At 72.2% G+C, this 24,293-nt stretch carries 21 protein-coding genes; 9 read left to right on the top strand and 12 right to left on the bottom strand.

Annotated elements, in window-relative coordinates:
- Positions 1 to 2: 2 nt before the first annotated feature.
- Both ACPZVR_RS14945 and ACPZVR_RS14940 read right to left on the bottom strand, forming a co-directional pair.
- Positions 3 to 1,019, bottom strand: coding sequence for an ABC transporter substrate-binding protein (locus tag ACPZVR_RS14945; protein WP_436700396.1), 1,017 nt, complete (start codon positions 1,017 to 1,019; stop codon positions 3 to 5).
- A gap of 93 nt (positions 1,020 to 1,112) precedes the next feature.
- A complete protein-coding gene (locus tag ACPZVR_RS14940; RefSeq protein ID WP_436700395.1) occupies positions 1,113 to 1,334 on the bottom strand; it encodes a DUF7455 domain-containing protein in 222 nt (73 codons plus the stop codon).
- Positions 1,335 to 1,638: 304 nt separating this feature from the next.
- On the opposite strand from ACPZVR_RS14940, the gene ACPZVR_RS14935 reads away from it, so the two are divergent.
- Complete coding sequence (locus ACPZVR_RS14935) at positions 1,639 to 3,753, top strand: DNA gyrase/topoisomerase IV subunit B (RefSeq protein WP_436700394.1); 2,115 nt, start codon at positions 1,639 to 1,641, stop codon at positions 3,751 to 3,753.
- Positions 3,750 to 4,115 carry a hypothetical protein gene (locus ACPZVR_RS14930; RefSeq protein WP_436700393.1) on the top strand — a complete coding sequence of 122 codons (366 nt, stop codon included), beginning with the start codon at positions 3,750 to 3,752 and terminating at the stop codon, positions 4,113 to 4,115. Before ACPZVR_RS14935 ends, ACPZVR_RS14930 begins: the two co-directional genes overlap by 4 nt.
- Positions 4,116 to 4,180: 65 nt before the next feature.
- Here ACPZVR_RS14930 and ACPZVR_RS14925 read toward each other — a convergent pair whose 3' ends face one another.
- From ACPZVR_RS14925 to ACPZVR_RS14905, 5 genes are all read right to left on the bottom strand, one after another.
- Positions 4,181 to 4,636, bottom strand: coding sequence for a hypothetical protein (locus ACPZVR_RS14925; protein ID WP_436700392.1), 456 nt, complete (start codon positions 4,634 to 4,636; stop codon positions 4,181 to 4,183).
- Positions 4,637 to 5,335: 699 nt separating this feature from the next.
- Positions 5,336 to 5,830, bottom strand: a complete 495-nt coding sequence (locus tag ACPZVR_RS14920) for a beta-class carbonic anhydrase (RefSeq protein WP_436700391.1) — start codon at positions 5,828 to 5,830, stop codon at positions 5,336 to 5,338.
- Positions 5,831 to 5,840: 10 nt separating this feature from the next.
- Positions 5,841 to 7,592, bottom strand: a complete 1,752-nt coding sequence (locus tag ACPZVR_RS14915) for an MFS transporter (protein ID WP_436700390.1) — start codon at positions 7,590 to 7,592, stop codon at positions 5,841 to 5,843.
- Positions 7,593 to 7,602: 10 nt separating this feature from the next.
- A complete protein-coding gene (locus ACPZVR_RS14910) occupies positions 7,603 to 8,319 on the bottom strand; it encodes an LppX_LprAFG lipoprotein (RefSeq protein WP_436700389.1) in 717 nt (238 codons plus the stop codon).
- Between the two features lie 4 nt (positions 8,320 to 8,323).
- Entirely contained in the window at positions 8,324 to 10,798 is a 2,475-nt protein-coding gene (locus ACPZVR_RS14905; RefSeq protein WP_436700388.1) for a DNA gyrase/topoisomerase IV subunit A, read from the bottom strand.
- A 71-nt stretch (positions 10,799 to 10,869) separates the two neighbouring features.
- Here ACPZVR_RS14905 and ACPZVR_RS14900 point away from each other — a divergent pair, with 71 nt between their 5' ends.
- From ACPZVR_RS14900 to ACPZVR_RS14885, 4 genes are all read left to right on the top strand, one after another.
- Positions 10,870 to 13,593, top strand: coding sequence for a bifunctional acetate--CoA ligase family protein/GNAT family N-acetyltransferase (locus ACPZVR_RS14900; protein ID WP_436700387.1), 2,724 nt, complete (start codon positions 10,870 to 10,872; stop codon positions 13,591 to 13,593).
- Positions 13,594 to 13,634: 41 nt separating this feature from the next.
- Complete coding sequence (locus ACPZVR_RS14895) at positions 13,635 to 14,204, top strand: DUF5998 family protein (protein ID WP_436700386.1); 570 nt, start codon at positions 13,635 to 13,637, stop codon at positions 14,202 to 14,204.
- 4 nt (positions 14,205 to 14,208) lie between these two features.
- Entirely contained in the window at positions 14,209 to 15,342 is a 1,134-nt protein-coding gene (locus ACPZVR_RS14890) for an alkaline phosphatase family protein (RefSeq protein ID WP_436700385.1), read from the top strand.
- 64 nt (positions 15,343 to 15,406) lie between these two features.
- Positions 15,407 to 16,213: a hypothetical protein gene (locus tag ACPZVR_RS14885; RefSeq protein WP_436700384.1), complete on the top strand. Its 807-nt coding sequence runs from the start codon at positions 15,407 to 15,409 to the stop codon at positions 16,211 to 16,213.
- On the opposite strand, the gene ACPZVR_RS14880 is transcribed toward ACPZVR_RS14885, so the two are convergent.
- Entirely contained in the window at positions 16,214 to 16,888 is a 675-nt protein-coding gene (locus tag ACPZVR_RS14880; protein WP_436700383.1) for a thymidine kinase, read from the bottom strand.
- Positions 16,889 to 17,020: 132 nt separating this feature from the next.
- On the opposite strand from ACPZVR_RS14880, the gene ACPZVR_RS14875 reads away from it, so the two are divergent.
- Positions 17,021 to 18,253, top strand: a complete 1,233-nt coding sequence (locus ACPZVR_RS14875; RefSeq protein ID WP_436700382.1) for a lysozyme family protein — start codon at positions 17,021 to 17,023, stop codon at positions 18,251 to 18,253.
- Positions 18,254 to 18,277: 24 nt separating this feature from the next.
- Here ACPZVR_RS14875 and ACPZVR_RS14870 read toward each other — a convergent pair whose 3' ends face one another.
- The 3 genes from ACPZVR_RS14870 to ACPZVR_RS14860 form a co-directional block, all read right to left on the bottom strand.
- Positions 18,278 to 19,417, bottom strand: coding sequence for a PQQ-dependent sugar dehydrogenase (locus ACPZVR_RS14870; protein WP_436700381.1), 1,140 nt, complete (start codon positions 19,415 to 19,417; stop codon positions 18,278 to 18,280).
- A gap of 45 nt (positions 19,418 to 19,462) precedes the next feature.
- Positions 19,463 to 20,320 (bottom strand): 3-methyl-2-oxobutanoate hydroxymethyltransferase, encoded by an 858-nt coding sequence (panB, locus tag ACPZVR_RS14865; protein WP_436700380.1) that lies wholly within the window; start codon positions 20,318 to 20,320, stop codon positions 19,463 to 19,465.
- A gap of 110 nt (positions 20,321 to 20,430) precedes the next feature.
- A complete protein-coding gene (locus ACPZVR_RS14860) occupies positions 20,431 to 20,889 on the bottom strand; it encodes a VOC family protein (RefSeq protein WP_436700379.1) in 459 nt (152 codons plus the stop codon).
- Between the two features lie 71 nt (positions 20,890 to 20,960).
- Between ACPZVR_RS14860 and ACPZVR_RS14855 the strand changes: the two genes are divergently transcribed.
- Complete coding sequence (locus ACPZVR_RS14855; protein WP_436700378.1) at positions 20,961 to 22,973, top strand: NAD(+) synthase; 2,013 nt, start codon at positions 20,961 to 20,963, stop codon at positions 22,971 to 22,973.
- Positions 22,974 to 23,003: 30 nt separating this feature from the next.
- On the opposite strand, the gene ACPZVR_RS14850 is transcribed toward ACPZVR_RS14855, so the two are convergent.
- Positions 23,004 to 23,468 carry a hypothetical protein gene (locus ACPZVR_RS14850; RefSeq protein WP_436700377.1) on the bottom strand — a complete coding sequence of 155 codons (465 nt, stop codon included), beginning with the start codon at positions 23,466 to 23,468 and terminating at the stop codon, positions 23,004 to 23,006.
- Positions 23,469 to 23,593: 125 nt separating this feature from the next.
- Between ACPZVR_RS14850 and ACPZVR_RS14845 the strand changes: the two genes are divergently transcribed.
- Positions 23,594 to 24,274: a helix-turn-helix transcriptional regulator gene (locus tag ACPZVR_RS14845; protein ID WP_436700376.1), complete on the top strand. Its 681-nt coding sequence runs from the start codon at positions 23,594 to 23,596 to the stop codon at positions 24,272 to 24,274.
- Positions 24,275 to 24,293 lie beyond the last annotated feature (19 nt).

Raw genomic sequence — 24,293 nt, 5'->3', positions numbered from 1 at the left:
GGTCAGTCGCCGATGGTGTCGTCGACCTCGGCGAGGTCGGCGGTCAGCTGGGTGAGGGCGTCGGCGTAGTCGGCATAGGTGTGCAGCCAGAACGCCGGCCACTCGATGAGCTGTCCGGCCTCGGCCGCGCGGATCGACGTCCAGGTCGGCTGGTCGGCGACGACCTTCGTGGCCTCCTCGAAGCTGCGGCTGTCGATGAGGAGCACGTCGGGCTGGTACTTGTCGGCGTTCTCCCAGCTCAGGTTCTCCCAGTACGGGAAGTCCGGGTCGGGGGAGTCGGGAACGACGACCTGCAGCCCCCACTCGGTGAAGTCGAGCAGCTCCGGGGCGTACTCCGGGTTGGCGGCGTAGAGCAGGTCGGCCATCGGCGAGACGGCCAGGGCGGTGATGTCCTTGTCCTCCATCGCGGCGATGAAGGCGTCGCGGGCCTCCTCGAAGGCCGCCTTGTCCTCGGCGCCCTGGGAGTCCTCGACGTCGGCGCCGAGGCTCGCGGCGAGCTCTTCGTAGCCCTCGGCCAGGTTGAGGATCGATCCCCCCTGCGACGGGCCCACGACGGGGGCCAGCTCGGCGAGCTTCTTGCTCTTCGCCTTCACGCTGTTCTCGAGCCCGGAGTGCGCCTCCTCGGCGGGCCACCAGTCCGCCACGATCAGGTCCGGCGCCAGGGTGGAGGCCTTGGCGACGTCGATGGATCCCCACTCCTCACCGAGGATCTCGATGCCGGTGAGGTCGACGCCGTCGAGGTTGGGATCGGTCTCGACGGGCTCGTCGCCGTAGATGCCGACCGGCCGGATGCCGTACGAGATGAGGGCGGCCGCCGCGGGTGCGTGCGCGATGATCCGGGTCGGCGCCTCGTCGAGCGTGACGACCTCGCCGGAGCCGTCGGTGAAGGACCACGGGCCCTCCGGCGTCGCCGAGGCGCCGGAGGCGGGTTCCGCGTCGTCGTCCGCGACGTCGGAGGAGCAGGCGGACAGGGCCAGCGCCAGGCTGGCGGCCGCGGCGGCGGCGAGGCGGAGTTTCATGAGGTAAGGCTAACCTCGGTGGTCACCGGCCGCGCGGGGAGTCCGAAAAAGCGCACAGGCCCCGGGGGACCCGGGACCTGTGCGACGGAGACCTCAGTCGGCGACGGGCGCCGGCTTCTCCGTGAGCTTGTGGGTCTCGTCGTGGAAGCGCACGGCGATGTCCTTGAGCGCGTCCCCGTGCTCACGGGCGTGGTGAGCACAGAAGAGGAGCTCTCCGCCCGAGGCGAGCTCGACGCGGAGGTAGGCCTGGGCACCACACCGGTCGCAGCGGTCCTCCGCGGTCAACGCGGCACTGGGAGCAACAGCAGTTGTCATCTCGGGCCCTCTCAATCGATGCGATGACATCCTCATCGGGTGTCGTCCGGATCAACGTAGCGGCCGGGGCAAAAGATTCCCGTCCGCATGTGTTCCATTCCACTTGTGTCCAGTTGTGCTTCCCGACCATCCAAGCATCCGCCGGAGGATCGGTCGGCCATTTTCCACTGCTCGAAACCACCTTGTGATCATCACCCGCCGCTCCCGCAGACGCGTGGGCGGCCCGATGACGGTCCTGCCGTCATTCGACATCCCCCGGCACCCGTGTCCCTGCATCGTCCTCCGGCGTGTCGCGGGTAGATTCATGTCCTTGGAAGTACCCGTGATCCACCGTGAGGAGCCGGTCATCGCCGACAACACCTACAACGCAGCCCACCTCCTGGTCCTCGAGGGCCTCGAGGCCGTGCGGAAGCGTCCCGGGATGTACATCGGCTCCACCGACACCCGGGGGCTGATGCACTGCCTCTGGGAGATCATCGACAACGGCGTCGACGAGGCCCTCGGCGGCTTCGCCCGCCGGGTCGAGGTGATCCTGCACGCCGACGACTCCGTGGAGGTCTACGACGACGGGCGCGGCATCCCGACCGACAAGGAGCCCAAGACGGGGCTCCCCGGCGTCGAGGTGGTGGCGACCAAGCTCCACGCCGGCGGCAAGTTCGGCGGGGGCTCGTACGTCGCCACGGGTGGTCTGCACGGCGTCGGCCTCTCGGTCGTCAACGCACTGTCGAGCCGGATGGACATCGACGTGGATCGCTCGCCGGCCAGCCAGGGGATCAGCTTCCAGCGCGGCGTCCCGGGCGTGTTCGACGGCGAGGGCCCCGGCGGCGCCTTCACCCCGCAGTCCGGCCTGACCCGCAAGGGTGGTCGGGTCGCCAAGGGGAGGTCGGGCACCCGCATCCGGTTCTGGCCCGATCGCCAGATCTTCACCAAGGACGCCGAGTTCGTCCTCGACGGCCTGATCGGGCGGGCCCGGCAGACGTCGTTCATCGTCCCGGGCCTGGAGCTGGTCATCAGCGACCAGCGCGCCGCCGACCGCGCGGAGTGGACCGAGGAGAAGTTCCGCCACGACGGCGGCATCGGCGAGTTCTGCGACTACCTCTCCACCGGCGAGGCGGTCACCGAGGTGCTCCGGCTGCAGGGCAGCGACGTGTTCACCGAGACGGTGCCGCTGCTCGACGACAAGGGCCACATGACCCCGCAGGACGTCGAGCGGGAGCTGTCCGTCGACGTCGCGGTGCGGTGGGGCAGCGGCTACGACACCGAGCTGCGCTCGTTCGTCAACGTGATCGCGACCCCCAAGGGGGGCACCCACGTCTCGGGCTTCGAGGCGGCGCTGACCAAGACGTTCAACGACGCGATGCGGGCGTCCAAGGCGCTCAAGGTCAACGACGACGACGTCATCAAGGACGACATCCTCGAGGGCATGACCGCCGTGGTGACCGTGCGGCTCGCCGAGCCCCAGTTCGAGGGGCAGACCAAGGAGATCCTCGGCACCCCCGCGGCGCGGACCGTGGTCCGCAAGGTCGTGGCCAAGGAGCTCAAGGAGTTCCTGACCTCGACCAAGCGGGCCGAGAAGGCCCAGGCCAAGCTGCTGATGGAGAAGGTCGTCTCGGCGTCCAAGACCCGCATCGCGGCGCGGCAGCACAAGGAGACCCAGCGCCGCAAGAACGCGCTGGAGTCCTCGACGCTGCCCGCCAAGCTCGCCGACTGCCGCTCCGGCGACAACGAGCGCACCGAGCTGTTCATCGTCGAGGGCGACTCGGCGCTCGGCACCGCCAAGCTGGCCCGCAACGCGGAGTTCCAGGCGCTGCTGCCGATCCGCGGCAAGATCCTCAACGTCCAGAAGGCGTCGGTGGGCGACATGCTCAAGAACGCCGAGTGTGCCTCGATCATCCAGGTCGTCGGCGCCGGCTCGGGCCGCACCTTCGACCTCGACGCCCGCCGCTACGGGCGGGTCATCTTCATGGCCGACGCCGACTCCGACGGCGCCCACATCCGGACCCTGCTGGCGACGCTGTTCTTCAAGTACATGCCCGACCTGGTCAAGGCCGGACGGGTCTACTCCGCGGTGCCCCCGCTGCACCGCATCGAGATCTCCAACCCCAAGAAGGGCCAGGAGAAGTACGTCTACACCTATTCCGACGACGAGCTGCAGCGCAAGCTCGCGGAGCTCAAGAAGCGAGGAGTCCGCTGGAAGGACCCGGTCCAGCGCTACAAGGGCCTCGGTGAGATGGACGCCGACCAGCTGGCCGAGACCACGATGGACCCGCGCCGTCGTACCCTGCGCCGGCTGACCGTCGACGAGCTCGAGGTCGCCTCCGAGGTCTTCGAGCTGCTCATGGGCAGCGACGTCGCGCCGCGCAAGGAGTTCATCATCCAGGGCGCCTACGAGGTCGACATGGAGACGCTCGACGCATGAGCGACCGCGCCGCCGTCGTCAAGCTGCTCAAGGCGCGCGGCGCCAAGGCCCGGCGCGGACACCTGCGGATCCCGGTCGGGGAGCTGTTCTGGTACGTCGACGTGCTGGCCGACGGCGTGGGACCGACCGCGCCGCTGCGGCTGGAGGTCGGCTGCTGGACCGCCGCGCTGCCGCCGGAGCCGGACGGCGGTGCTGTGGACTGCCCGTTGCTGATGGATGCCCGGCTCGGGAGCGACCCGGTGGGTGCCACCACCGCGCTGCTCGACCGGGTGACCGCGATCGGCGACCTGGCGACCCTCGGCGCCGGCCTGGGCGACCTGCCCGGCGCGCTGGTGGACCAGCGGCTGCGCGACCTGCTCTGAGCGCCGGCCTCGGCCGCGGTGACACGTACGGCAGGTCCCGGTCCTCCGGAAACCTGCCGTGGGAGTCATTCGGCGCGACCAGGGGTGCCTTGCTCGGCGAGCGCGATCATCGCGTCGCGCTGGTCGAGCACATCGTCCAGCGGCGTCGGCGTCGGCCCGAGCTGCCAACGACGCGGCTGGCGTCCCGCCCGGGCCGCGGCGGCCTCCATCCGGTCGACCACCAAAGCCCGGTCCCGGAGGTCGGCCCCCACGACCTCGACGTACTCGAGACCCGCGCGGCGGAACAGGTCCTCGCGGCGGACGTCGCTGCGGTGCCGGGAGCGGTGGCGATGGACCGCCCCGGCGAACTCGCCGACGATCCCGCGCTCGGGGTCGAGCAGGTCGGGACGGCCGAGGAACCTGCCCTCCAGGTCGAGGACGTCGCGGTTGACGAGGGGGCGCGGCCACCCGGCGTCGAGCTGCCAGATCAGGCGGAACCGGGACTCCTGGGGAGACGCGCTGTGCTCGCCGGCGAAAGGCAAGGCTTCCCGGGCGAGGCGGGTGCCCCGGGCGCGCGCGTTGGTCGAGATGGGCGGTGAACCGGCGGATCGACGTCACCTGGGCGGCTGTCGCCATGTCGAGTGCCACCACGGCCTCGCGCACGTCGTCCAGCCGCGCGAGGTGATCGAGGAGAGCTCGTTCGGGGGTCGTGCACCGCACGCCACGAAGGAGCACGATGTCGGCGTCGGACACCTGGCTCCGGACGACCAGCACCTCCGGGGTGGATCTCAGCCGGGCGTGCCCTTCGATGAGTGGCACCGGGGCCGGCGTCCCGGCGTGGGCGCCGAGCCCGTCGAAGTAGGTCACCAGGTGCAGGCGCAGCGCCGCCCACCCGGTGACGACACCTCCGCCGCGCGACCGTGCGAACGCCTCCACGATGCGCTGTTCAGGCGAAGATCGGTCGACGGAGGACGGCACGTAGAGGTTGAGACTGCTCCGTCGCCACCGGGGGCCGGCGGCCTGCCCGCGCGTCGGTCCCGCGCGTCCGGAGGGATCGACGGGAACCGGCCAGGTCACCGACGGTGCACCGGGCAGTCGCGGGCGCCACTCGTCTGTCATGGAGGTGGCCCTGCCCGCGGCGGCCGGACCGGGAACACGGCGGCTGCGTGGCTGTGGACAACCGACCTGGCCGCGGTGACACGTACGGCAGGTCCCGGTCCTCCGGAAACCTACCGTCGGTGTCAGACCTCCTGGCTGAGCAGGCCCGTGTCGACGTCGTAGATGAACCCGCCGACCTTCACCGAGTCGGGGATCAGCGGGTGGGAGGTGACCTTGCGGACGTCCTCGGCCAGCGCGGCCTTCTGGTCGGCGATCACGTGGAACGCGTGCCAGGTGACGTCCTGCCCGACGGCGGCGCCGATCTTGTCGTGGATCTCGGCCTCCGTGCTCGAGGCCATCGCGCAGCGGGTGTGGGGGATCACCAGGATCCGGTCGACGTTGAGCAGGTGCGCCCCCAGGACCAGTGCCTCGAGAGCGGCCTCGGTCACCCGGCCGCCCGGGTTGCGGAAGATCTTGGCATCGCCGTAGTCGAGGCCGAGCATCCGCAGCGGGTCGATCCGGGAGTCCATGCAGGTCACGATGGCGACACCGGCATGGGCCTTGCCGTCGAACCCGCCCTGGTCGAACTTCTCGGCGTAGTCCCGGTTCGCCTTCAGCAGATCGTCGAATTCACCCATGACCGTCAGGTTATCCGCCGGCCCGCAGCGCCTCCGCGGTGTCCACGTTCTGGGTGCGGACCCGGGAGAGCACGAGCAGGGCCAGGAGCGCGGCGGCGAGGGCGGCGACGGCGGCGCCCCGGAAGACCGCCTGCTCCTGCACGATCCCCAGCTCCGTGATGCCGAGGCCCGGGTCGGACTCCTGCGCGGCGTAGAGCCGGCGCAGACCGATGGTGGTCAGGGCGGAGATGCCGACGAGCATGCCGACCATGCGGGCCACCACGACCAGCGCACTGGCCAAGCCGTGGGTGTCGTCGTCGGTGACCGCGAGGATGGCCGCGTTGACGGGTGCCAGCGCGAGCCCGAAGCCGAGCCCGCCGAGGACGAGCGGGACGTTGGCGGCGAACCCCTCGAGACTGTCGGCGTCCCACTGGCCCATGGCGAGGAAGGCGCCACCCGCGACGGCCATGCCGATGGCGGTGAGCACGCCGGCGTCGACCCGGCGCAGCAGCCATCCGCCGAGGACCGCGCCGACCGGGAGTGCGGCCAGGAAGCGGAGCAGGACCAGCGCCGCGCCGAGCTGGGAGTCCTGCTCGGTGGTGGTGCGGGCGAAGAGCGGGATGTCGACCAGCGCGGCGATCAGCGCCCACCCGACCAGGAAGCTCACCGCGAGCGCCCCCCAGGCGGGGACCGGACGGAGGGTTCCCCGCGGCACGATCGGCGCCGGCGACCGGCGCAGATGCAGCACCAGGAGCACCGCGGCGACAGCCGAGCCGGCGAGGAACCACGGGCCCTGGGGGGAGAACACGGCGACCTCGGGGTCCGCGGTCGCGAAGGCGAGCACGATGCCGCCGAGGACGATCGCCAGGAGGCTCGCCCCGAGCAGGTCGGCCGCCCGCAGGTGCGCGAGCCAGCCGCGCAGGTCGACCAGTGCCCGGGGCCGGAGCCAGCACCAGGCGACGAACAGGACGGACGCGGCGATCGTCGCCACGCCGACCGGGGTCACCCAGCGGCCGCCGCCGTCGACGTACGGGATGAACAGCCGGCCCCAGGACAGGTCGCGTTGCAGGGAGCCGGGCTGGACGAAGGTGAGGAAGCCGGCGCCGAGGGTGGCGGCGAGGAGGAGGATGCCGACCACGTCGGGAAGCCGGCGGCGGGCGTCCCGGCCCGTCGCCTCCGCCCCTTCGCCTCCTCCGTCTCCTCCGGCGCCCCGGCGGCCGTGCGACGAGCTCGCCGCACCGACCGCGACCAGGAGCAGGACGCCGACCGCGAGGTTGATCGCGAAGATGCCGCGCCAGGAGGTGAACGAGAGGACGAACGCGCCGAACAGCGGGCCGAGGACGCTGCCGAACTCCTGGACCGCCGACACGATCCCCAGCGGCAGGCCCCGCCGCTCGACCGGGTAGAGGGCGGCGACCAGCGACATGGTCGCCGGGACCAGCCCGCCGCCGCCCACGCCCTGGAGGAAGCGGCCCGCGACCATGCTGGGCAGGTCGTAGGAGATCGCGGTGACCAGCGAGCCCGCGGCGAACACGACCAGCGACATGACCAGGACGGGCACCTGGCCGCGCAGGTCGGCGATCCGGCCGATCAGCGGCAGCATCGCGACATAGCCGAGCAGGAAGCCGGAGACGATCGGCGCGGCCCGCTGCAGCTCCTCGACGGGGATGCCGGCACCGGCCATCATGTCCGGCAGGGCGAGGACGACGACATAGGTGTCGACCGCCGCGAACGCGACCGCGACGGCGCAGAAGCCCAGCAGCAGCCGGTTCGCCCCGCTCATCGGTGCCGCCTCACTTCGGGGCCGAGATGTCCTTCTCGACGTCGTACTCGGTGATGTCGATCGTGTAGGTCACCGACTCGGAGTCGGGGAAGAAGACCCCGGTCAGCCGCGCCGTGCGGAGGTAGCCGTCGTCGTCGACGCGGTAGGTCGCCTCGAAGTCGTCGCCCTCGGCGCAGGGAAGGATCGCGCGGATCGAGTCACCCGTCGCGGTGCCGGAGTAGGTGTGGAAGACCTCCTTGTTGTCCTCGCCGCCGCGCTCGGACTCGCCCGCCTCGACGTCGGTGCTGCTGGTCAGCACCGACGAGACGCCGACCGACGGGTCGAGCAGCCGGGCCGGGTCGGGCGCGCAGAGGTCCCCGGGCTGGAAGCGGTCGCTCCATCCGCCGAGCGCGATGTGGTCGATCCACAGCGTGCCGTCGACCGAGATCACCGGGACGCCGCTCACCGAGAAGCCGGCGACCTTGCCGCTGACCTCGCCCTCGAAGGCGGCGGGGTCGGCGATGATCGTGCCGCTCGCGGCCTTGAGGTAGTCGACACCCGGGTCGTCGCCGGTCGACAGGCTGACCTCGACCCCGCTGGTGGCGTCGAGCAGGTCCTTGGCCTTCGCGCCGGCGTCCGACCACGACGTGGCGTCGGGCGAGTCGTCGTCCCCGGAGCAGGCGGAGAGGCCGCCGACGGCGACGAGTGCGGAGAGCAGGCCGGCGGCGACACGGGTCGAGGTCGTCATGCGCTCACCCTGACACACCCAGGGTCACCAGCAGCGGCCCGGCCGCCGCCGCGAGGGCCTGGCTGCCCGGGACCCCGGACCCGTCGCGACGACCGTTGGCCTCCGGCAGGTCGACGGGCGCGCCGCTGGTCGCCGCGGCCCGGGCGGGGGCGGGACCCGCCCACGCGAAGACCAGCGTGTCCTCGCCCTTGAGGAAGCGGTGGCAGCGCACGCCGCCGGTCGCCCGCCCCTTGGCGGGGTACTCCCAGAAGTCGGTCACCTTGACCGAGCCGGGCTCGGTGCCGGGCAGGGCGGTCGAGGAGCCGGACGAGGTCACCAGCACCACGCCGCCGGGGGAGTTGAGGTCGAGGACGCCGAACCAGACCACCCGCTCGCCGTCGGTCACGCGGACGCCGGCCATGCCGCCGCCGGAGCGGCCCTGCGGACGCACGGTGTCGGCGGGGTAGTGGAGCAGCTGGGCGTCGGAGGTGACGAAGCAGAGCTCCTCCTGGCCCGTGCGCAGCTCGACCGCGCCGACCACCTCGTCGCCCTCCTTGAGGCCGATGACCTCCCACTCGTCCTTGTTGAGGACCTCGGGGTTGACCCGCTTCACCACACCCTGCCGGGTGCCGAGCGCGAGACCGGGACCCTCGGTGGTGAGCGTGGTCAGCGCGAGCGCCCGCTCGCCGGTGGCGAGCTCGAGCACCTCGGAGAGCGGGAGGCCGCCTTGGAGGTTGGGCTCGTTGGCCGAGGGCGGGATCGCCGGCAGGTCGAGGACGGCCAACCGGAGCAGGCGTCCGGCGGACGTGATCACCCCGATGTCGGCGCGCGCCGTCGTGCGGACCGCGGAGACGACGACGTCGTGGTTGGCCCGGCCACCGCCCGTGCCGATCTCGTCGGCATTGCTGGTGCGGGCCAGCAGGCCGGTGGACGACATCAGCGCGAAGCACGGGTCGTCGGGGACCTCGAGGGACGCCGTCGCGGCGGCGATCGCGGTGGTGCCCGCCGACTCCAGCAGGACGGTACGACGCGGCGTGCCGAAGGTCTTCGCGACGTCGGCCAGCTCGGTGGAGACCTGCTTCTTGAGCAGGCCCTCGTCGGCGAGGATCGCGTCGAGCTCCTCGATCTCTCTGCGCAGCTCCTCCTGCTCCTTCTCGAGCTCGAGGCGGGAGAACTTGGTGAGCCGGCGCAGCTGCATCTCGAGGATGTACTCGGCCTGGACCTCGGAGAGCTCGAAGACGGTCATCAGCCGCTCCTTGGCGGCCGTCGAGTTGTCGCTGGTGCGGATGACCTGGATGACCTCGTCGATGTCGAGGAGGGCCAGCAGCAGGCCGTCGACGAGGTGGAGGCGCGCGGCCTTCTTGTTGCGGCGGAACTGCGAGCGGCGACGGACGACGTCGTAGCGGTGCTGGAGGAAGACCTCGAGCATCTCCTTGAGCCCCATGGTGCGGGGCTGGCCGTCGACGAGGGCGACGTTGTTGATGCCGAAGGAGTCCTCGAGCGGGGTCAGCTTGTAGAGCTGCTCGAGCAGGGCCTCCGGCACGAAGCCGTTCTTGACCTCGATCACCAGGCGCAGGCCGTTCTCGCGGTCGGTGAGGTCCTTGATGTCGGCGATGCCCTGCAGCTTCTTGGACTGCACGAGCACCTTGATGCGCTCGACGACCTTCTCGGTGCCGACGCCGTAGGGCAGCTCGGTCACGACGATGCCCTTGCGGCGCCCGATCGTCTCGACGCGGGCGGTGGCGCGCATCTTGAACACGCCGCGGCCGGTCTCGTAGGCGTCGCGGATGCCGTCGAGGCCGACGATCTTGCCGCCGGTCGGCAGGTCGGGACCGGGGATGAACCGCATCAGCCCGTCGATGTCGGTCTTGGGGTGCTGGATGAGGTGGCGCAGGGCCTGGACCACCTCGACCAGGTTGTGCGGCGCCATGTTGGTCGCCATGCCGACCGCGATGCCCGTCGTACCGTTGACGACCAGGTTGGGGATCGCCGAGGGGAGCACCGTCGGCTCGTACTCGCGGCTGTCGTAGTTGGGCTTGAAGTCGACGGTGTCCTCGTCGATCGACTCCGTCATCGCCAGCGCGGGCGGCGCCATCCGGCACTCCGTGTAACGCATGGCCGCCGGCGGGTCGTCGGGCGAGCCGAAGTTGCCGTGCCCATCGACGAAGGGCAGCCGCAGCGACCACGACTGGGCCGTGCGGACCAGGGCGTCGTAGATCGCACCGTCGCCGTGGGGGTGCAGGCGACCCATGACCTCGCCGACGACGCGGGCGGACTTCACGTGCCCCCGGTCGGGCCGGAGGCTCATGTCGTTCATCGTGTAGAGGATCCGGCGCTGCACCGGCTTCAGCCCGTCGCGGGCGTCGGGGAGAGCGCGGGAGTAGATGACGGAGTAGGCGTACTCCAGGAACGACGACTGCATCTCGTCGCGGATGTCGGTGTCGAGGATGTGCTCCTCGAAGTCCTCCGGGAGGGGCTCCTGCTTCGTGCGCCGTGCCATGGACCTCATTCTTCCGGTTGCCTCCGACGAGCGGGCCGGGGGCTCGCGGATGACCCGATAGATTTCTCCGTGTGAGCCCCGGCGACCCCACCCCCACCGACGAGATCGAGGCGCCGCCCGCGCACTGGGAGGGCGACGTCCTGCTGCGGGACGGTCGTACGGCGCACATCCGGCCGATCCGGGCCGAGGACGACGAGCTGCTCGTCGAGTTCTACGCGCGGGTGTCCGACGAGTCGAAGTACTACCGGTTCTTCTCGCCGATGCCGGTGCTGTCCGAGCGCGACGTGCGCCGGTTCACCCATGTCGACCACCGCGACCGGGTCGCGCTGGTCCTCATCCTCCAGGAGCGGATGATCGCGGTCGGCCGGTACGACGTGGTGGGCGACAACGAGGCCGAGGTCGCCTTCCTGGTCGAGGACGAGCACCAGGGCCGGGGCATCGCCCAGCTCCTCCTGGAGCACCTGGCCCAGGCCGGGCGCGAGCGCGGCGTCGAACGGTTCACCGCCGAGGTGCTGCCCGACAACTCCCGGATGATCCAGACCTTCCGCGACGCCGGCTACCGCGTGGTCAGCGGCTACCACGACGGGGTCATCACCCTGGAGTTCCCGATCGACCCGACCGATACCGCGATCGGGGTCATGCGCGACCGCGAGCACGCGGCCGAGGCGGCCTCGATCCACCGCTTCTTCCACCCGCGCTCGGTCGCGATCATCGGTGCCAGCCGCCGGCAGGACACGATCGGCCAGGTGCTGGTGCGCAACCTGGTCAACGGTGACTTCACCGGCCGGGTCTACGTCGTCAACCCGAGCGCCCCCGCCGTGTCGGGCATCCCGGCCTACAAGAACGTCAACGAGATCCCCGACGACGTCGACGTCGCCATCGTGGCGGTCCCGGCCGAGGCGGTGACCGACGTGGTCCTCGACTGCGCCAACAAGGGCGTGCACGGGCTGATCGTGATCTCCTCGGGCTTCGCCGAGACCGGCGAGGAGGGCCGCAAGCGGCAGCGTCACCTGGCCGGCCTGTGCCGCTCCTACGGCCTGCGGCTGATCGGCCCCAACTGCCTGGGCGTGCTCAACACCGACCCGGTCGTCCAGGTCAACGCCTCGCTCTCGTCGGTCATGCCGGCCCGCGGCCGGGCCGGCTTCTTCTGCCAGTCCGGCGCGCTCGGCTCGGCGATCCTGGAGAAGGTCAAGAACCGGGGCCTGGGCATCTCGACCTTCGTCAGCGCCGGCAACCGCGCCGACGTCTCGGGCAACGACCTCCTGCAGTACTGGGAGGAGGACGACGCGACCGAGGTCGTCATGATGTACCTCGAGTCGATCGGCAACCCGCGCAAGTTCTCGCGCATCGCCCGCCGGGTCTCTGCTCGCAAGCCCATCGTCGCCGTCCGGTCGGGCCGGACGACGCAGGGCGTGCCGATGGGGCACACGGTGCGCCGCATCGGTGCGCCGCAGGCCGCGGTCGACGCGATGTTCCGCCAGGCGGGCGTCATCCAGGTCGACACCCTCGACGACATGTTCGACGTCGCCCAGCTGCTCGCCCACCAGCCGCTCCCGCGCGGGCGGCGGGTGGCGATCGTCGGCAACTCCGACGCGCTGGGCCTGCTCGCCGCCGACGCCGCGTCCGCGGTGGGCCTCGTGGTCAACCGCTCGGTGGCCCTGGGCGCCGACGCCACCGCCGAGGACTTCGAGGACGCTCTCGACGACGCCATCGACGATCCCGACGTCGACTCGGTGATCGCGGTCTACATCCCGCCGCTCGACGTCTCCGGCGAGGAGGTCGCCAACGTGCTGGCCGCGGTGGGGGAGCAGTCGGACAAGCCGCTGGTGTCGTCCTTCCTCGGCGCGGAGGGCATCCCGGAGCTCCTGCGGGTGCCCGACGTCGCCGGCTCGTCGGCGGGACGCGGCTCGGTGCCGTCGTACCCCGCGGTCGAGGCGGCGGTCCGGGCCCTGGCCCGGGTCGTGGAGTACGCCGTGTGGCTGCACGCGCCCGACGGCCCGGCGGCGGACGCCGGCGAGGTGGACGCCCGCAGCGCCAAGCGACTGGTGGAGCGGATCCTCGCGGACCCCGAGGTGGTCGCGGCCGACCGCGAGGTCGAGCTCGACCAGGACCAGGTCGCCGTGCTGCTGCGCGCCTACGGCATCGAGCTGTGGCCCTCGGTGGAGGTCGCGGACCTGCCGGCGGCCATCGCTGCGGGGGAGCGGCTCGGGTGGGACGTCGTGCTCAAGTCGACGCTCGCCTCGGTGCGCGAGCGCCCCGACCAGATCCACGTGTGGCGCAACATCCCCGACGCGCAGGACATGGAGGAGGCCTGGAACTACCTGGCCGGGCTGATCGACCCCGCCGTCGGCCGGTTCGTCGTGCAGCGCAACGCGCCGACCGGCGTACCCATCGCGGTGCGGAGCTTCGAGGACCCGCTGTTCGGCCCGGTCGTGTCCTTCGGCGTCTCCGGGCCGGTCATCGACCTGGTGGGGGACTGGTCCTACCGGATCCCGCCCCTGGGCGCCCACGAGGTCGCGGCGATGGTGCGCGAGGTGAAGGCGTCGCCGCTGCTGTTCGGCTACCGCGGAGCCGACCCGGTCGACGTGGCGGCGATCGAGGACCTCATCACGCGGGTGGCGGTCCTGCAGAACGACCTGCCGCAGGTCAGCTCGCTGGAGCTGTCCCTCGTGCTGGCCGGCGTCGACTCGGCGTCGGTGCTGACCGCCTCGGCGCGGGTCGCGGCCGTCAAGGACCCGCGCCCCGACTCGCTGGTCCGCCGGATGCCGGACCTGGTCACCACGATCCCCGAGTAGGTGCCGCAGGGGCGGCGTGCCTGTCGTGCGAGGATGCGCGCATGACTGACGGGGACCGGATCGCCGACCTGCGCACCGCGATCAACCGCACGGGCTACTACCCGGAGGTCGTCACCGACGCGGTGGTCGACGCGGTCGCCGGCGAGCCCGTGGTGTCGTTCTACGTCCACCACGAGCCGACCTTCGAGCGGGACGAGGTGCGGCGCCACCAGACCGTCATCGTGCTGACGCCGTCCCGCCTGATCCTGGCCCACACCGACGAGCACGCGGGCGACGACCTGCTGCCCGAGCCGTACACCTCGACGTCGACCGAGGCCGTCACGCTGCGCTCGGTGGCGTCCGTCGTCGTCACCCGGATGACCACCAACCCCACCGCCGGCCCGCGCCCGCCCGCCGAGGCCGTGCTCACGATCGGCTGGGGAGCGGTCAGCCGCGTCGACCTCGAGCCCGCGGGCTGCAACGACCCGCAGTGCGAGGCCGACCACGGCTACACCGGCACCATGTCGTCCGACGACTTCTCGCTGCGGGTCTCCGCCGCCGCCGACGGCAAGGACGCGGTCGGCGGCCTCCTCTCCTTCGCCGCGTCGCTGTCGGCGCTGACGAGGGGCTGACCGGGTGGCGGGCGCTGACTTCTGCGCGCCGGCGTACGGCGACCGCTCGCTCGGGGACATCGTCCCGGCCGCGGCCCACGCGCTCGGCAGTCCGCTCGGGCCGGCTCCGACGGGGCTGGTCCTGCCCGAGGCGTCGTCGTATGTCATCTTCCTCATCGACGGGCTCGGCGCCCGGCTGCTCGAGAGGTACGCCCACGCGGCGCCGTACCTCTCCTCGCTGCTGGAGACCTCGGCACCGGCGACCGCGAGCGTCCCCTCGACCACGTCCACCTCGCTGACCACGCTCGGCACCGGTCTGACCCCCGGCGCGCACGGCCTGGTCGGCTTCACGACCCGGATCCCCGGCACCGGCGACCTGCTCAACGCGCTGCTGTGGGACGGCGACGTCGACCCTGTCGAATGGCAGCCGCACCCCACCGCGTTCGCGTCGCTGCAGGCCGCCGGGGTGCGGGTCACGGTCGTCAACAAGCGGGAGTTCAACGGAAGCGGGCTGACCGTCGCCGCGCACCGCGGGGCGGAGTACGTCGGCGTGGACCGGGTCGGGGAGCGGATCGCGGCCGTGGTGGCCGCCTCGGCCCCGGCGCCGCGCCAGCCCACGCTCACCTACGTCTACGACGGGGACCTGGACTGGACCGGTCACCGCTGGGGCGTCGCCTCCAGCCAGTGGCTCCAGCAGCTCGCCATGATCGACCACGAGGCCGAGCAGCTGCGCGAGGCGCTCCCCACCGACCGGCGGCTCGTCGTGATCGCGGACCACGGCATGGTCGACGTGCCGGCCGAGGCCCGGATCGACGCGTCCGCCGACGCCGACCTGCGCTCCGGGGTGGCCCTGCTCGGCGGCGAGGCGCGGTTCCGGCACCTCTACTGCACCGGCGGGGCGGTGCCCGACGTGGTCGCCACCTGGCGTGAGCGGCTGGCGGAACGGGCCGAGGTGCTCACCCGGGCCGAGGCGATCGGCCGCGGCTGGTTCGGCCCGGTCGACCCGTCGGTGCTGCCGCGGATCGGCGACGTGATCGTGGCCTGCCGCGACGACTTCGCCGTGCTCTCGACCGAGGGCTTCCCCTACGAGGCCAAGCTGATCGGGATGCACGGCTCGCTGACCCCCGAGGAGATGCTGATCCCGGTCCTCGTCGACTGAGTCGACGCCTCCGGTCCGCGGACGTGTGCTTGGGCAGGGCCGCGGTGCCCCCTAAAGTCGCGGCATGCGTACCCCGACCATCCTCGCGGCCATCAGCGCCGTTGCGCTTGCGCCAGTCCTGCTCTCGGGTCCCTCCGCGGTGGCCGACACGGCCTACACCGGCACGGTCGAGACGACCGATCCCGTCCGTGACTTCCCCGCTCCGACACCTGCCGAGCAGTGCGGCACCGAGGGCGTGCCGTACACCCTCAACTACGACACCGTCGAGGTCACCGCTCAGGCGACCGCGCCGGCCACGATCACGCTGCGCGCGGCGGGCGCCGCCACGGAGGATCTGCTCCTCCTGCAGGTCTACCGTGGCGCGACCTGCCTGGCCGCGACCCACGTCACCGACGAGGGCGACGCCCCCGGCGTCCTCGACCTCGAGGGGGTGGCGCTCACCAAGGGAGAGAAGGTCCAGGTCGTGGTCGCGGTCGACTTCCCGGCCCCGGCCGGGCAGCGGCTCGCTGCCGAGCCGTCGTTCCCCTGGAAGCTGGAGGTCCGCCAGGCAGGCACCCCGAACGGATCGGCCGAGGGCCCGGCTGTGAAGTACGTCGGCCTGCCCGAGCAGGTGACCTGCGCGACCGGCACCGCCGACGCGACCCTCACCAAGGCGGCGAAGAAGACCGCCAAGAAGGGCAAGATCAAGAAGATCGTCTTCACCGCCGGGGGCGCCAAGGTCGCCACCGTGAAGGCCAAGCAGATCAAGAAGGCCGTGAAGAAGGGCGTCGTGCTCGCGGGCATCCCGAAGACCGCCACCTCGATCGACGTCAAGGTCAAGCTCACGAACGGCAAGAAGAAGACCGCCACCCGGGCCTACAGCGCCTGCTGATCAGACGAACGGCAGCGGCTCGGGTGACAGGCTGACGGCCCGCGCCCGGGCCGCGGTCAAGCCGCGGCGGTGGTGCTGGCGGCAGAGCACCTCGTACGCGACGTCGACGTCGTCGGCCACGTGGGCGGCGGCCGGCTCGGCGAGGTCGTCGACGTCGCCGACGACGATCACCTCGCCCTCGGTGACCATGACGCCGTTCTCGGTGCGGGCGTTGTGCGTCGCTCGCTTGCCGCACCAGCACAGCGCCTCGACCTGGAGGACCTCGGTGCGGTCGGCCAGCTCCACCAGGCGCGCGGAGCCGGGGAAGAGGCGGGTCCGGAAGTCGGTGAGGATGCCGAAGCAGAAGACGTCGATCTGCAGCTCGTCGACGATCTTGGCCAACTGGTCGACCTGCGCGGCGGTGTAGAACTGGGCCTCGTCGCAGATGAGGTAGTCGATGCGGGCGCCCTGGGTGAGGGCGTCGACGGTGTAGCGCCAGAAGTCGAAGTCGGGACCGACCTCGTGCGCGTCGGCCACCAGTCCGAGGCGCGAGGACACCATCGCCGCGCCGGCGCGGTCGTGGGAGGTGAACAGCCGTCCCCGCCGGCCGCGGGCCGCGTGGTTGTGGTTGGTCTGCAGGGCCAGCGTCGACTTCCCCGTGTCCATCGTCCCGGTTCGGAAGATCAGCTCGGCCACCCGCGCATCCTCCTCTGCCCCTCACCTGGGTGACAACTTCGTGACCAGTCGGACAAGTTCTGTGGGTTTGCGTGAGCACGGCAGGATTTCGAGCGAGACTAGTGACTCTCTGACCAGGAAGCAGGTGGATCCATGGTGGTCGTCGTCCGGCCGACCGGACGTGTCGTCCGACGGGTCGTCACGATCGTGTCGGTGCTGGCCGCCGTCGCCGTCGTGCTGACCACGACCGGGGTGGTGGGTGGGCGCACGACCCCCGACGCCGACCGCCCGGCCGCCGCGACCCCGGTCGAGACGCCCGATCCGACCGTGCCGCCTCCCGCGCCGCCCGCCGTCGCCGCGCCTGCCGCGGAGAGCGCCCCGGACCCCGTCATCCGCAGCGTCGCCGCCCGCACCCGGTCCGACGACCGCCTGGCCGACGCGCCCACCGAGGTCGTGATGGCCTACCAGCGGGCGGCGACGGTCATCAACGCCGCCGCCCCCTGCAACCTCGACTGGATGGTCCTCGCCGCGCTCGGCAAGCTCGCCTCGAGCCACGGCCAGGGGCCGGTCGTGGGCCGGCCGCTCAACGGCAAGGCGGGCCGGAGCCGGGTCTCCGACACCGACGCCGGCGCGCTCGACGGCAACCCCCGGTGGGACGCCCCCGTCGGACCCATGGGTCTGCTGCCCGAGACCTGGGCGCGGGTCGCGGTCGACGCCGACGGCGACTCGGTCCGCGACATCAACGACATCGACGACGCGACGCTCGGCACCGCCGTCCTGCTCTGCGCCGGCGGCAACGACCTCTCCGACGGTCAGGCGCTGCGCAAGGCGCTGCGCACCTACGACGCCTCCCCGCGCCTGCCGCGCGCCGTGCGCCGGCTGGTCGCGGCCTACCGGGCCGAGGCCGAGGAGATGTCGGCGGCGGCGCTGGCGTCGGCACGGCCGACGACCGTCCCGGTCGGCGTACCGCTCGACGGCTCCGTGCCCGCCGCGTGCGACTGCACCGACATCGTCTCCATGCTGGCCCAGGTCGTCGCGGTCCTGAACGCTCCGGTCGGGCTGCCCCAGCCACCGCCGGCGCCGGCCGGGCAACCGGCGGCCTCGGGACCGCCGCCCACGACCGGACCCACGCCCCAGCCCGACCCCGAGCCGAAGCCCGACCCCGAGCCGACGCCCGAGCCGAAGCCGAAGCCCGAACCGGAGCCGACGCCGGAGCCGGCGGTCGGTCCCGAGCCGGCGGCGCAGGTGCCGCCGGTGAGGGAGCCCGAGGTCGAGCTGTGCACCGCGCCGGAGGACGAGGCCGAGCAGCCCGCCGCCGAGCCCGCGGCCGAGGCCTGCGCCCGGCCCGAGGACGAGACCGAGCCGGAGGCCGGCCCCGTCTCCTGACCGTCCGGCACCCGTCGACCCGGGTCAGGCGGGCCGGATCCGCAGCACACGGTCCTGCCCACCGCCGTTGTCGGTAGTGACGAGCAGGGCGCCGTCGGAGGCGGCGGTGACGTCGCGCAGCCGGCCGAAATGGCGCAGGTCGCGCGGGGCGCGGGTCCACCGCACCCGGCCGCGATCGTCGAGCTTGATGAACAGCAGCCGCTGGCGCTTGAGGACGGCCACGGCGAGGCATCCCGCGAAGCGGCCCCAGGCGGGGCCGGCCACGAACGCGGCGCCGGAGGGGGCGATGGTGGGGCGCCCGGAGCGCCACCGCGCGGCGTACTGGCGCCCGGGCAGGCGGCGGTCGGTCATCGGGCGGGTCTCGTCGTAGCCCGGGCCGGGGTTCCAGCCGTAGTTGCGGCCGGCTCCCAGCAGATTGACCTCGTCGTCACGGTCGGTGCCGTGCTCGACCGACCACAGCGAGCCGTCGGCCCGCTGGGCGAGGCCCTGCACGTTGCGATGTCCGTAGGTGAGCAGGTAGCGGCGCTTGCCCGACCGGTCTGCCCACGGGTTGCGCGGATCGGGGCGGCCGGTGAACCGGTCGACGCGCAGCACCTTGCCTCCCAGCGAGCGCCGGCTCTGCGGGGCGCGGGACCGCGTGGCGTCGCCGGTGCCGACCAGCAGCGAGCCGTCGCGCGCGACGAGGAGTCGGCAGCCGCCGTGGCGTCCGCTCCGGCTCGTCGGCAGCCCGGACACCAGGGGGCCGGCGAGCGTCGCGGCATGCAGGCCGGCGTCGAGGGTCCAGGCGTTGACCCGGATGTCGCGGCCACCGTCGTCGGCGAGCCAGCCCGAGCACGTGTAGATGCGCCGGTTGGACGCGAACGCCGGGTCGACGGCGAGGCCGAGCAGGCCGGTCTCGCCGAGGTTCCAGACCCGGGAGCTCGGGAAGGCGAGGTCGCGCGGGGTGCCGGCGCCGCCGGGCACGAGCGTCAGCGTGCTCCGGTCGCGCTGCGTGACGAGCAGGTCGCCCGTCGGCAGCTCGGCGACCTCCCACGGGTGGTCGAGGCCCTCGGCGAGCACCTCGACGCGGAACGACGCCGCGCTGGCCGGGGTGGGGACCAGGACGTCGGCGACCAGCGTCGCGGCCAAGGCGAGGACCGACAGGACGGCGGGACGCGCGCGCATGGAGCGACGGTACGCCGCCCTGCCGGTCTCAAACGGGCCTGAGCCTCAGAAGGTGTGCTCCGGGCCGGGGAAGCTGCCGTCCTTGACCTCGGCGTCGTAGGACCGGGCGGCGTCGAGCAGGACCGAGCGCAGGTCGGCGTACTGCTTGACGAAGCGCGGCATCTTGCCGGTGCGCAGCCCGAACGCGTCCTGCCAGACGAGCACCTGGCCGTCGCAGCGATTGCCGGCGCCGATGCCGATCGTCGGGATCTCGAGCTTGGCGGTGACCTCCGCAGCCACGTCGCCGGGCACCATCTCCATGACGACCGAGAACGCGCCGGCTTCCTGCACCGCGAGGGCGTCGCGCAGGACCCGGTCGGCCGCTTCGCCGCGGCCCTGGACCCGGTAGCCGCCGAGGGTGTGCTCGGACTGCGGCGTGAAGCCGATGTGGGCCATCACCGGGATGCCACCGCGGGTCATCCGCTCGATCTGCGGCGCCATCTCGACGCCGCCCTCGAGCTTGACGCAGTGGGCGCCGCCCTCCTTCATGAACCGGACGGCGGTGAGGTAGCCCTGCTCGGGCGAGGCCTGGTAGCTGCCGAACGGCAGGTCGCCGACCACGAGCGCGCGCGACACCGACCGGCTGACCGCCCGGGTCAGGGGGATCAGCTCGTCGACGGTGACCGGCAGGGACGTCGTGTTGCCGAGCACGTTGTTGGACGCGCTGTCGCCGACGAGGAGGACCTCGATGCCCGCCTCGTCGAAGATCTGCGCGGTCAACTGGTCGTAGCTGGTGAGCATGGAGAAGCGCTCGCCGCGCTGCTTCATCTCCCGCAGGTGGTGGGTGCGGATCCGCCGGATCGGCGCGGACCCGGCGGGGGCGCCGCCGTACGGCGCCGTCTCTTCGGGGGTGCTGCTGCTCATCGTCGAGCTCCGTTCTGGGTGACTCGCGGCCCGCGGAGCGGGTCCACGTTCGTTGGACGGGCACCGTCGAGGCTAGTCCCGCCGAGGGTCCCCGCGCGCTGTGTGCTCGGTCACCCCGGGCCGGCCGCGTCGGCGGCCGCCTCGAGCTCCGCGACGACGATCCGGCGCATCCCGAGCATCGCCCGTCCGACGGCCAGCGCCCGCTCGGGATCCGGGTCCGCGGCGAGCTCGTAGAGCCGCTCCGGGACGATCTGCCAGGACAGGCCGAACCGGTCCTTGAGCCATCCGCAGACCGACTCCTCGCCGCCGTCGGCGAGCGAGTCCCAGTAGTAGTCGACCTCGGACTGGTCCGTGCAGGAGATCGCGAACGACACCGCCTGGCTGAACGGGAACGCCGGGCCGCCGTTGATCCCGCGGAAGGTCAGCCCGTCGAGCGTGAACTCCCCGGCGTCGGCGGCCAGGTGCTCGATCGAGGAGTTGGGGAAGATCGCGGTGTAGAAGCGGACGGCCTCCTCCAGGTCGTCGTCGAACCACAGGCAGGGCTGGATGTGGCTGCTCGCGATGCTCATGGCGGTGCAGACCGGTGCCACCCCGTCGACTCATCGCCCGGCGCGTGCTCGCCGATCCCTAGAGTGGGCCCGTGGACTTCTACTCGGCCTACGCCCACGGCTTCGCGCGGGTCGCGGCGGTGACCCTGCCGGTCGCGATCGCTGACCCCGCCGCCAACGCCGCCCGCGTCCTGGAGCAGGCCCGGGCGCTGCACGACGACGGGGTGGCGGTCGCGGTCTTCCCCGAGCTGGGGCTGACCGGGTACGCCGTGGACGACCTGTTCCTGCAGGACACGCTGCTCGACGCGGTGCGTGAGGCGATCCTCGAGCTCACCGTGGCGTCGGCCGACCTGCGCCCCGTGCTGGTCGTGGGAGCGCCGCTGGCGAGCGGCAACCGGGTCTTCAACTGCGCCGTGGTGATCCACGGCGGCCGGGTGCTCGGGGTCGCGCCGAAGTCCTATCTGCCGACGTACCGGGAGTTCTACGAGGCGCGCTGGTTCGCGGCCGGTGCCGACCAGTGCGCCGCCGAGGGCCGCATCGAGCTCAACGGCGAGCGGGTGCCGTTCGGCAACGACCTCATCTTCTCCGCCACCGACGTGCGCGGCCTGGACCTGCACGTCGAGGTCTGCGAGGACATGTGGGTGCCCGTCCCGCCGAGCGCCCACGCCGCGCTCGCGGGGGCGACCGTGCTCGCCAACCTGTCCGGCAGTCCGATCACGATCGCGCGCTCCGAGGACCGGCACCTGCTCGCCCGCAGCGCGAGCTTCCGCTGCAACGCCGCCTATGTGTACGCCGCGGCGGGTCAGGGCGAGTCGTCGACGGACCTGTCCTGGGACGGCCAGACGATGGTCTACGAGATGGGCGACCTGCTGGGGCAGAGCGAGCGGTTCCCCGACGGTCCCCGGGCCACCGTGGTCGACGTCGACCTCGACCGGCTGCGCCAGGAGCGCATGCGGCAGGGCACCTTCGACGACAACCGCGGGGCCGAGGGCGTCGACGCACGCCACTTCACCCGCGTCGAGTTCGAGCTCGAGCCCCCGGCGGGCGACATCGGGCTGCGCCGCGAGGTCGCCCGGTTCCCCTTCGTGCCCGACGACCCGGTGCGGCTCTACCAGGACTGCTACGAGGCCTACAACATCCAGGTCTCCGGGCTGGAGCAGCGCCTGAGCGCCATCGGTCAGCCGAAGATCGTGATCGGCGTCAGCGGTGGCCTCGACTCGACCCACGCGCTGATCGTCGCGGCCAAGGCCATGGACCGGCTCGGGCGCCCGCGCAGCGACATCCACGCGTTCACCATGCCGGGCTTCGCGACGGGGGACACCACGAAGTCCTACGCCACCCGGCTCTCCCAGGCGCTCGGCTGCACCTTCGAGGAGCTCGACATCAAGCCGGCCGCACGGACCATGCTGGAGGGCCTCGGGCATCCGTTCGCGGACGGCGAGCCGGTCTACGACATCACCTTCGAGAACGTCCAGGCGGGCCTGCGCACCGACTACCTGTTCCGGCTCGCCAACCACCGGGGCGGGATCGTGCTCGGCACCGGCGACCTGTCCGAGCTGGCGCTCGGCTGGTGCACGTACGGCGTGGGCGACCAGATGTCGCACTACAACGTGAACGCCGGCGTGCCGAAGACGCTGATCCAGCACCTCATCCGGTGGGTGATCGACACCGACCAGCTCCACGACGGGCACTACGACGACGAGGCCGACCAGGTCCTCCAGGCGATCCTCGAGCAGGAGATCACGCCCGAGCTGATCCCCGGCGGCGAGCAGCGCACCGAGGACTCCGTCGGCCCCTACTCCCTGCAGGACTTCACGCTCTACCACGTGCTGCGCCGCGGCTACCGGCCGAGCAAGATCGCCTTCCTGGCCCACCACGCGTGGGGGACCGGCGAGGCGTCGTACGACCTCGCGACGATCCGCAGGTGGCTCGAGGTCTTCATCAGGCGCTTCTTCAGCAGCCAGTTCAAGCGCTCCGCGCTGCCGAACGGCCCGAAGGTCAGCCCGGGCGGCACGATGTCGCCGCGGGGCGACTGGCGGATGCCGTCGGACGCCGGCCCGGCCGCCTGGCTGGCCGAGCTGGCGGCCCACGTCCCGTCGGAGTAGCGGCCGCGCCGGCGTGACGCGCGGCCGCGCTCAGACCTCCCTGCGGTGGTCGCCGCGCATCATCCGCGCCATCGCGAAGCAGCACACGGCGAGGGCGGCCATGCCGAGGCCGAGGAACGCCATCTGCTCGACGCTGAACAGGTTCACGGCGAGGATCGCGAACCAGATCCCGAGGACGTCCCCGCCGAACTGCGGCAGGGCCGCGACGAGCACGCCGATGACGAGGGTGATCGCGCCGACCCACATCACCGCGTCGGCGGTGCTGCCCGGCAACAGATTGTCGGCCCAGGTCGAGATCGTGCCCTCCCAGGTGGCGCTGTCGGTCACGACGGTGGTCATCATGTCGAGTCCCCACAGGATGGGGAGCACCGTGAACGTCGCCCAGAGGGCCACCCGGCCCTGGTGCGCGGCGTCGACGGTGGCGAAGTGCGTGAGGTCGTGCATCTCCTCGCGCATCTCGTGGGTGAGGTTGTCCCACGCGTGGGTGCTGGCCATGTCGGGCCCCTTTCTCGAGGAGGTCCCCTTGTAAGGGACATCACTTTCGACGGTAGACCTGCGGCGGTCTTTCGGCAAGACTCGTGTCTGCTAGAGATCGGGAGGGGCCGGCGGGAGGGCCAGGCATGGACGAGGCATTCGGTCAGCGGGTCGCGCGCGTGGGGGCGCTGGCGGACCCGGTACGCCGCGCGCTGTACCGGTTCGTCGCCGAGCAGCCCGGCGCGGTGAGCCGCGACCAGGCGGCGAGCGGCGTCGACGTACCCCGGCACACGGCGAAGTTCCACCTCGAGCGTCTCGTGGCGGAGGGCCTGCTGGTGACCGAGTTCCGACGACTGACCGGGCGGAGCGGGCCCGGGGCCGGGCGGCCGGCCAAGCTCTACCGCCGGTCGCGGCGGGAGTTGACGGTGAGCGTGCCGAGCCGGCGCTACGACCTGGCCGGGCAGGTGCTGGCCGACGCGGTCGAGCGGACCCTGGCGGGCATGTCGATGACCGACGCGCTCGCCGCGGCGGCCGCGGACGCGGCCGAGCAGGTGGCGGCGCAGCGGCAGGGGCCGGCCGCGCTGTTCGACGCGCTCGTCGCACTGGGCTACGAGCCGCGCGCGGACGAGGCGGGCGTGGCCCTGGCCAACTGTCCCTTCGACCGCCTGGCGGCCGAGCACCGCGACCTGGTCTGCGGTCTCAACCACGCGTTCGTGACCGGGCTGGTCGAGCGGCTCGGCGGCTCGGAGGGCTCGGCCGAGGCCGAGGCGGTCTCCCCGGGAGCGGGGTGCTGTGTCCGGGTCGGGCCTGTCGAAACACGCGCGTGACGTGACGACACTAGGCTGC

Origin of the sequence: Nocardioides segetis (assembly GCF_051390595.1) — a bacterium.
In the GTDB taxonomy this organism is placed as follows: domain Bacteria; phylum Actinomycetota; class Actinomycetes; order Propionibacteriales; family Nocardioidaceae; genus Nocardioides.
Note: the sequence above shows the minus strand (reverse complement) of the source record. Positions and strands in the feature narration are given on the sequence as shown.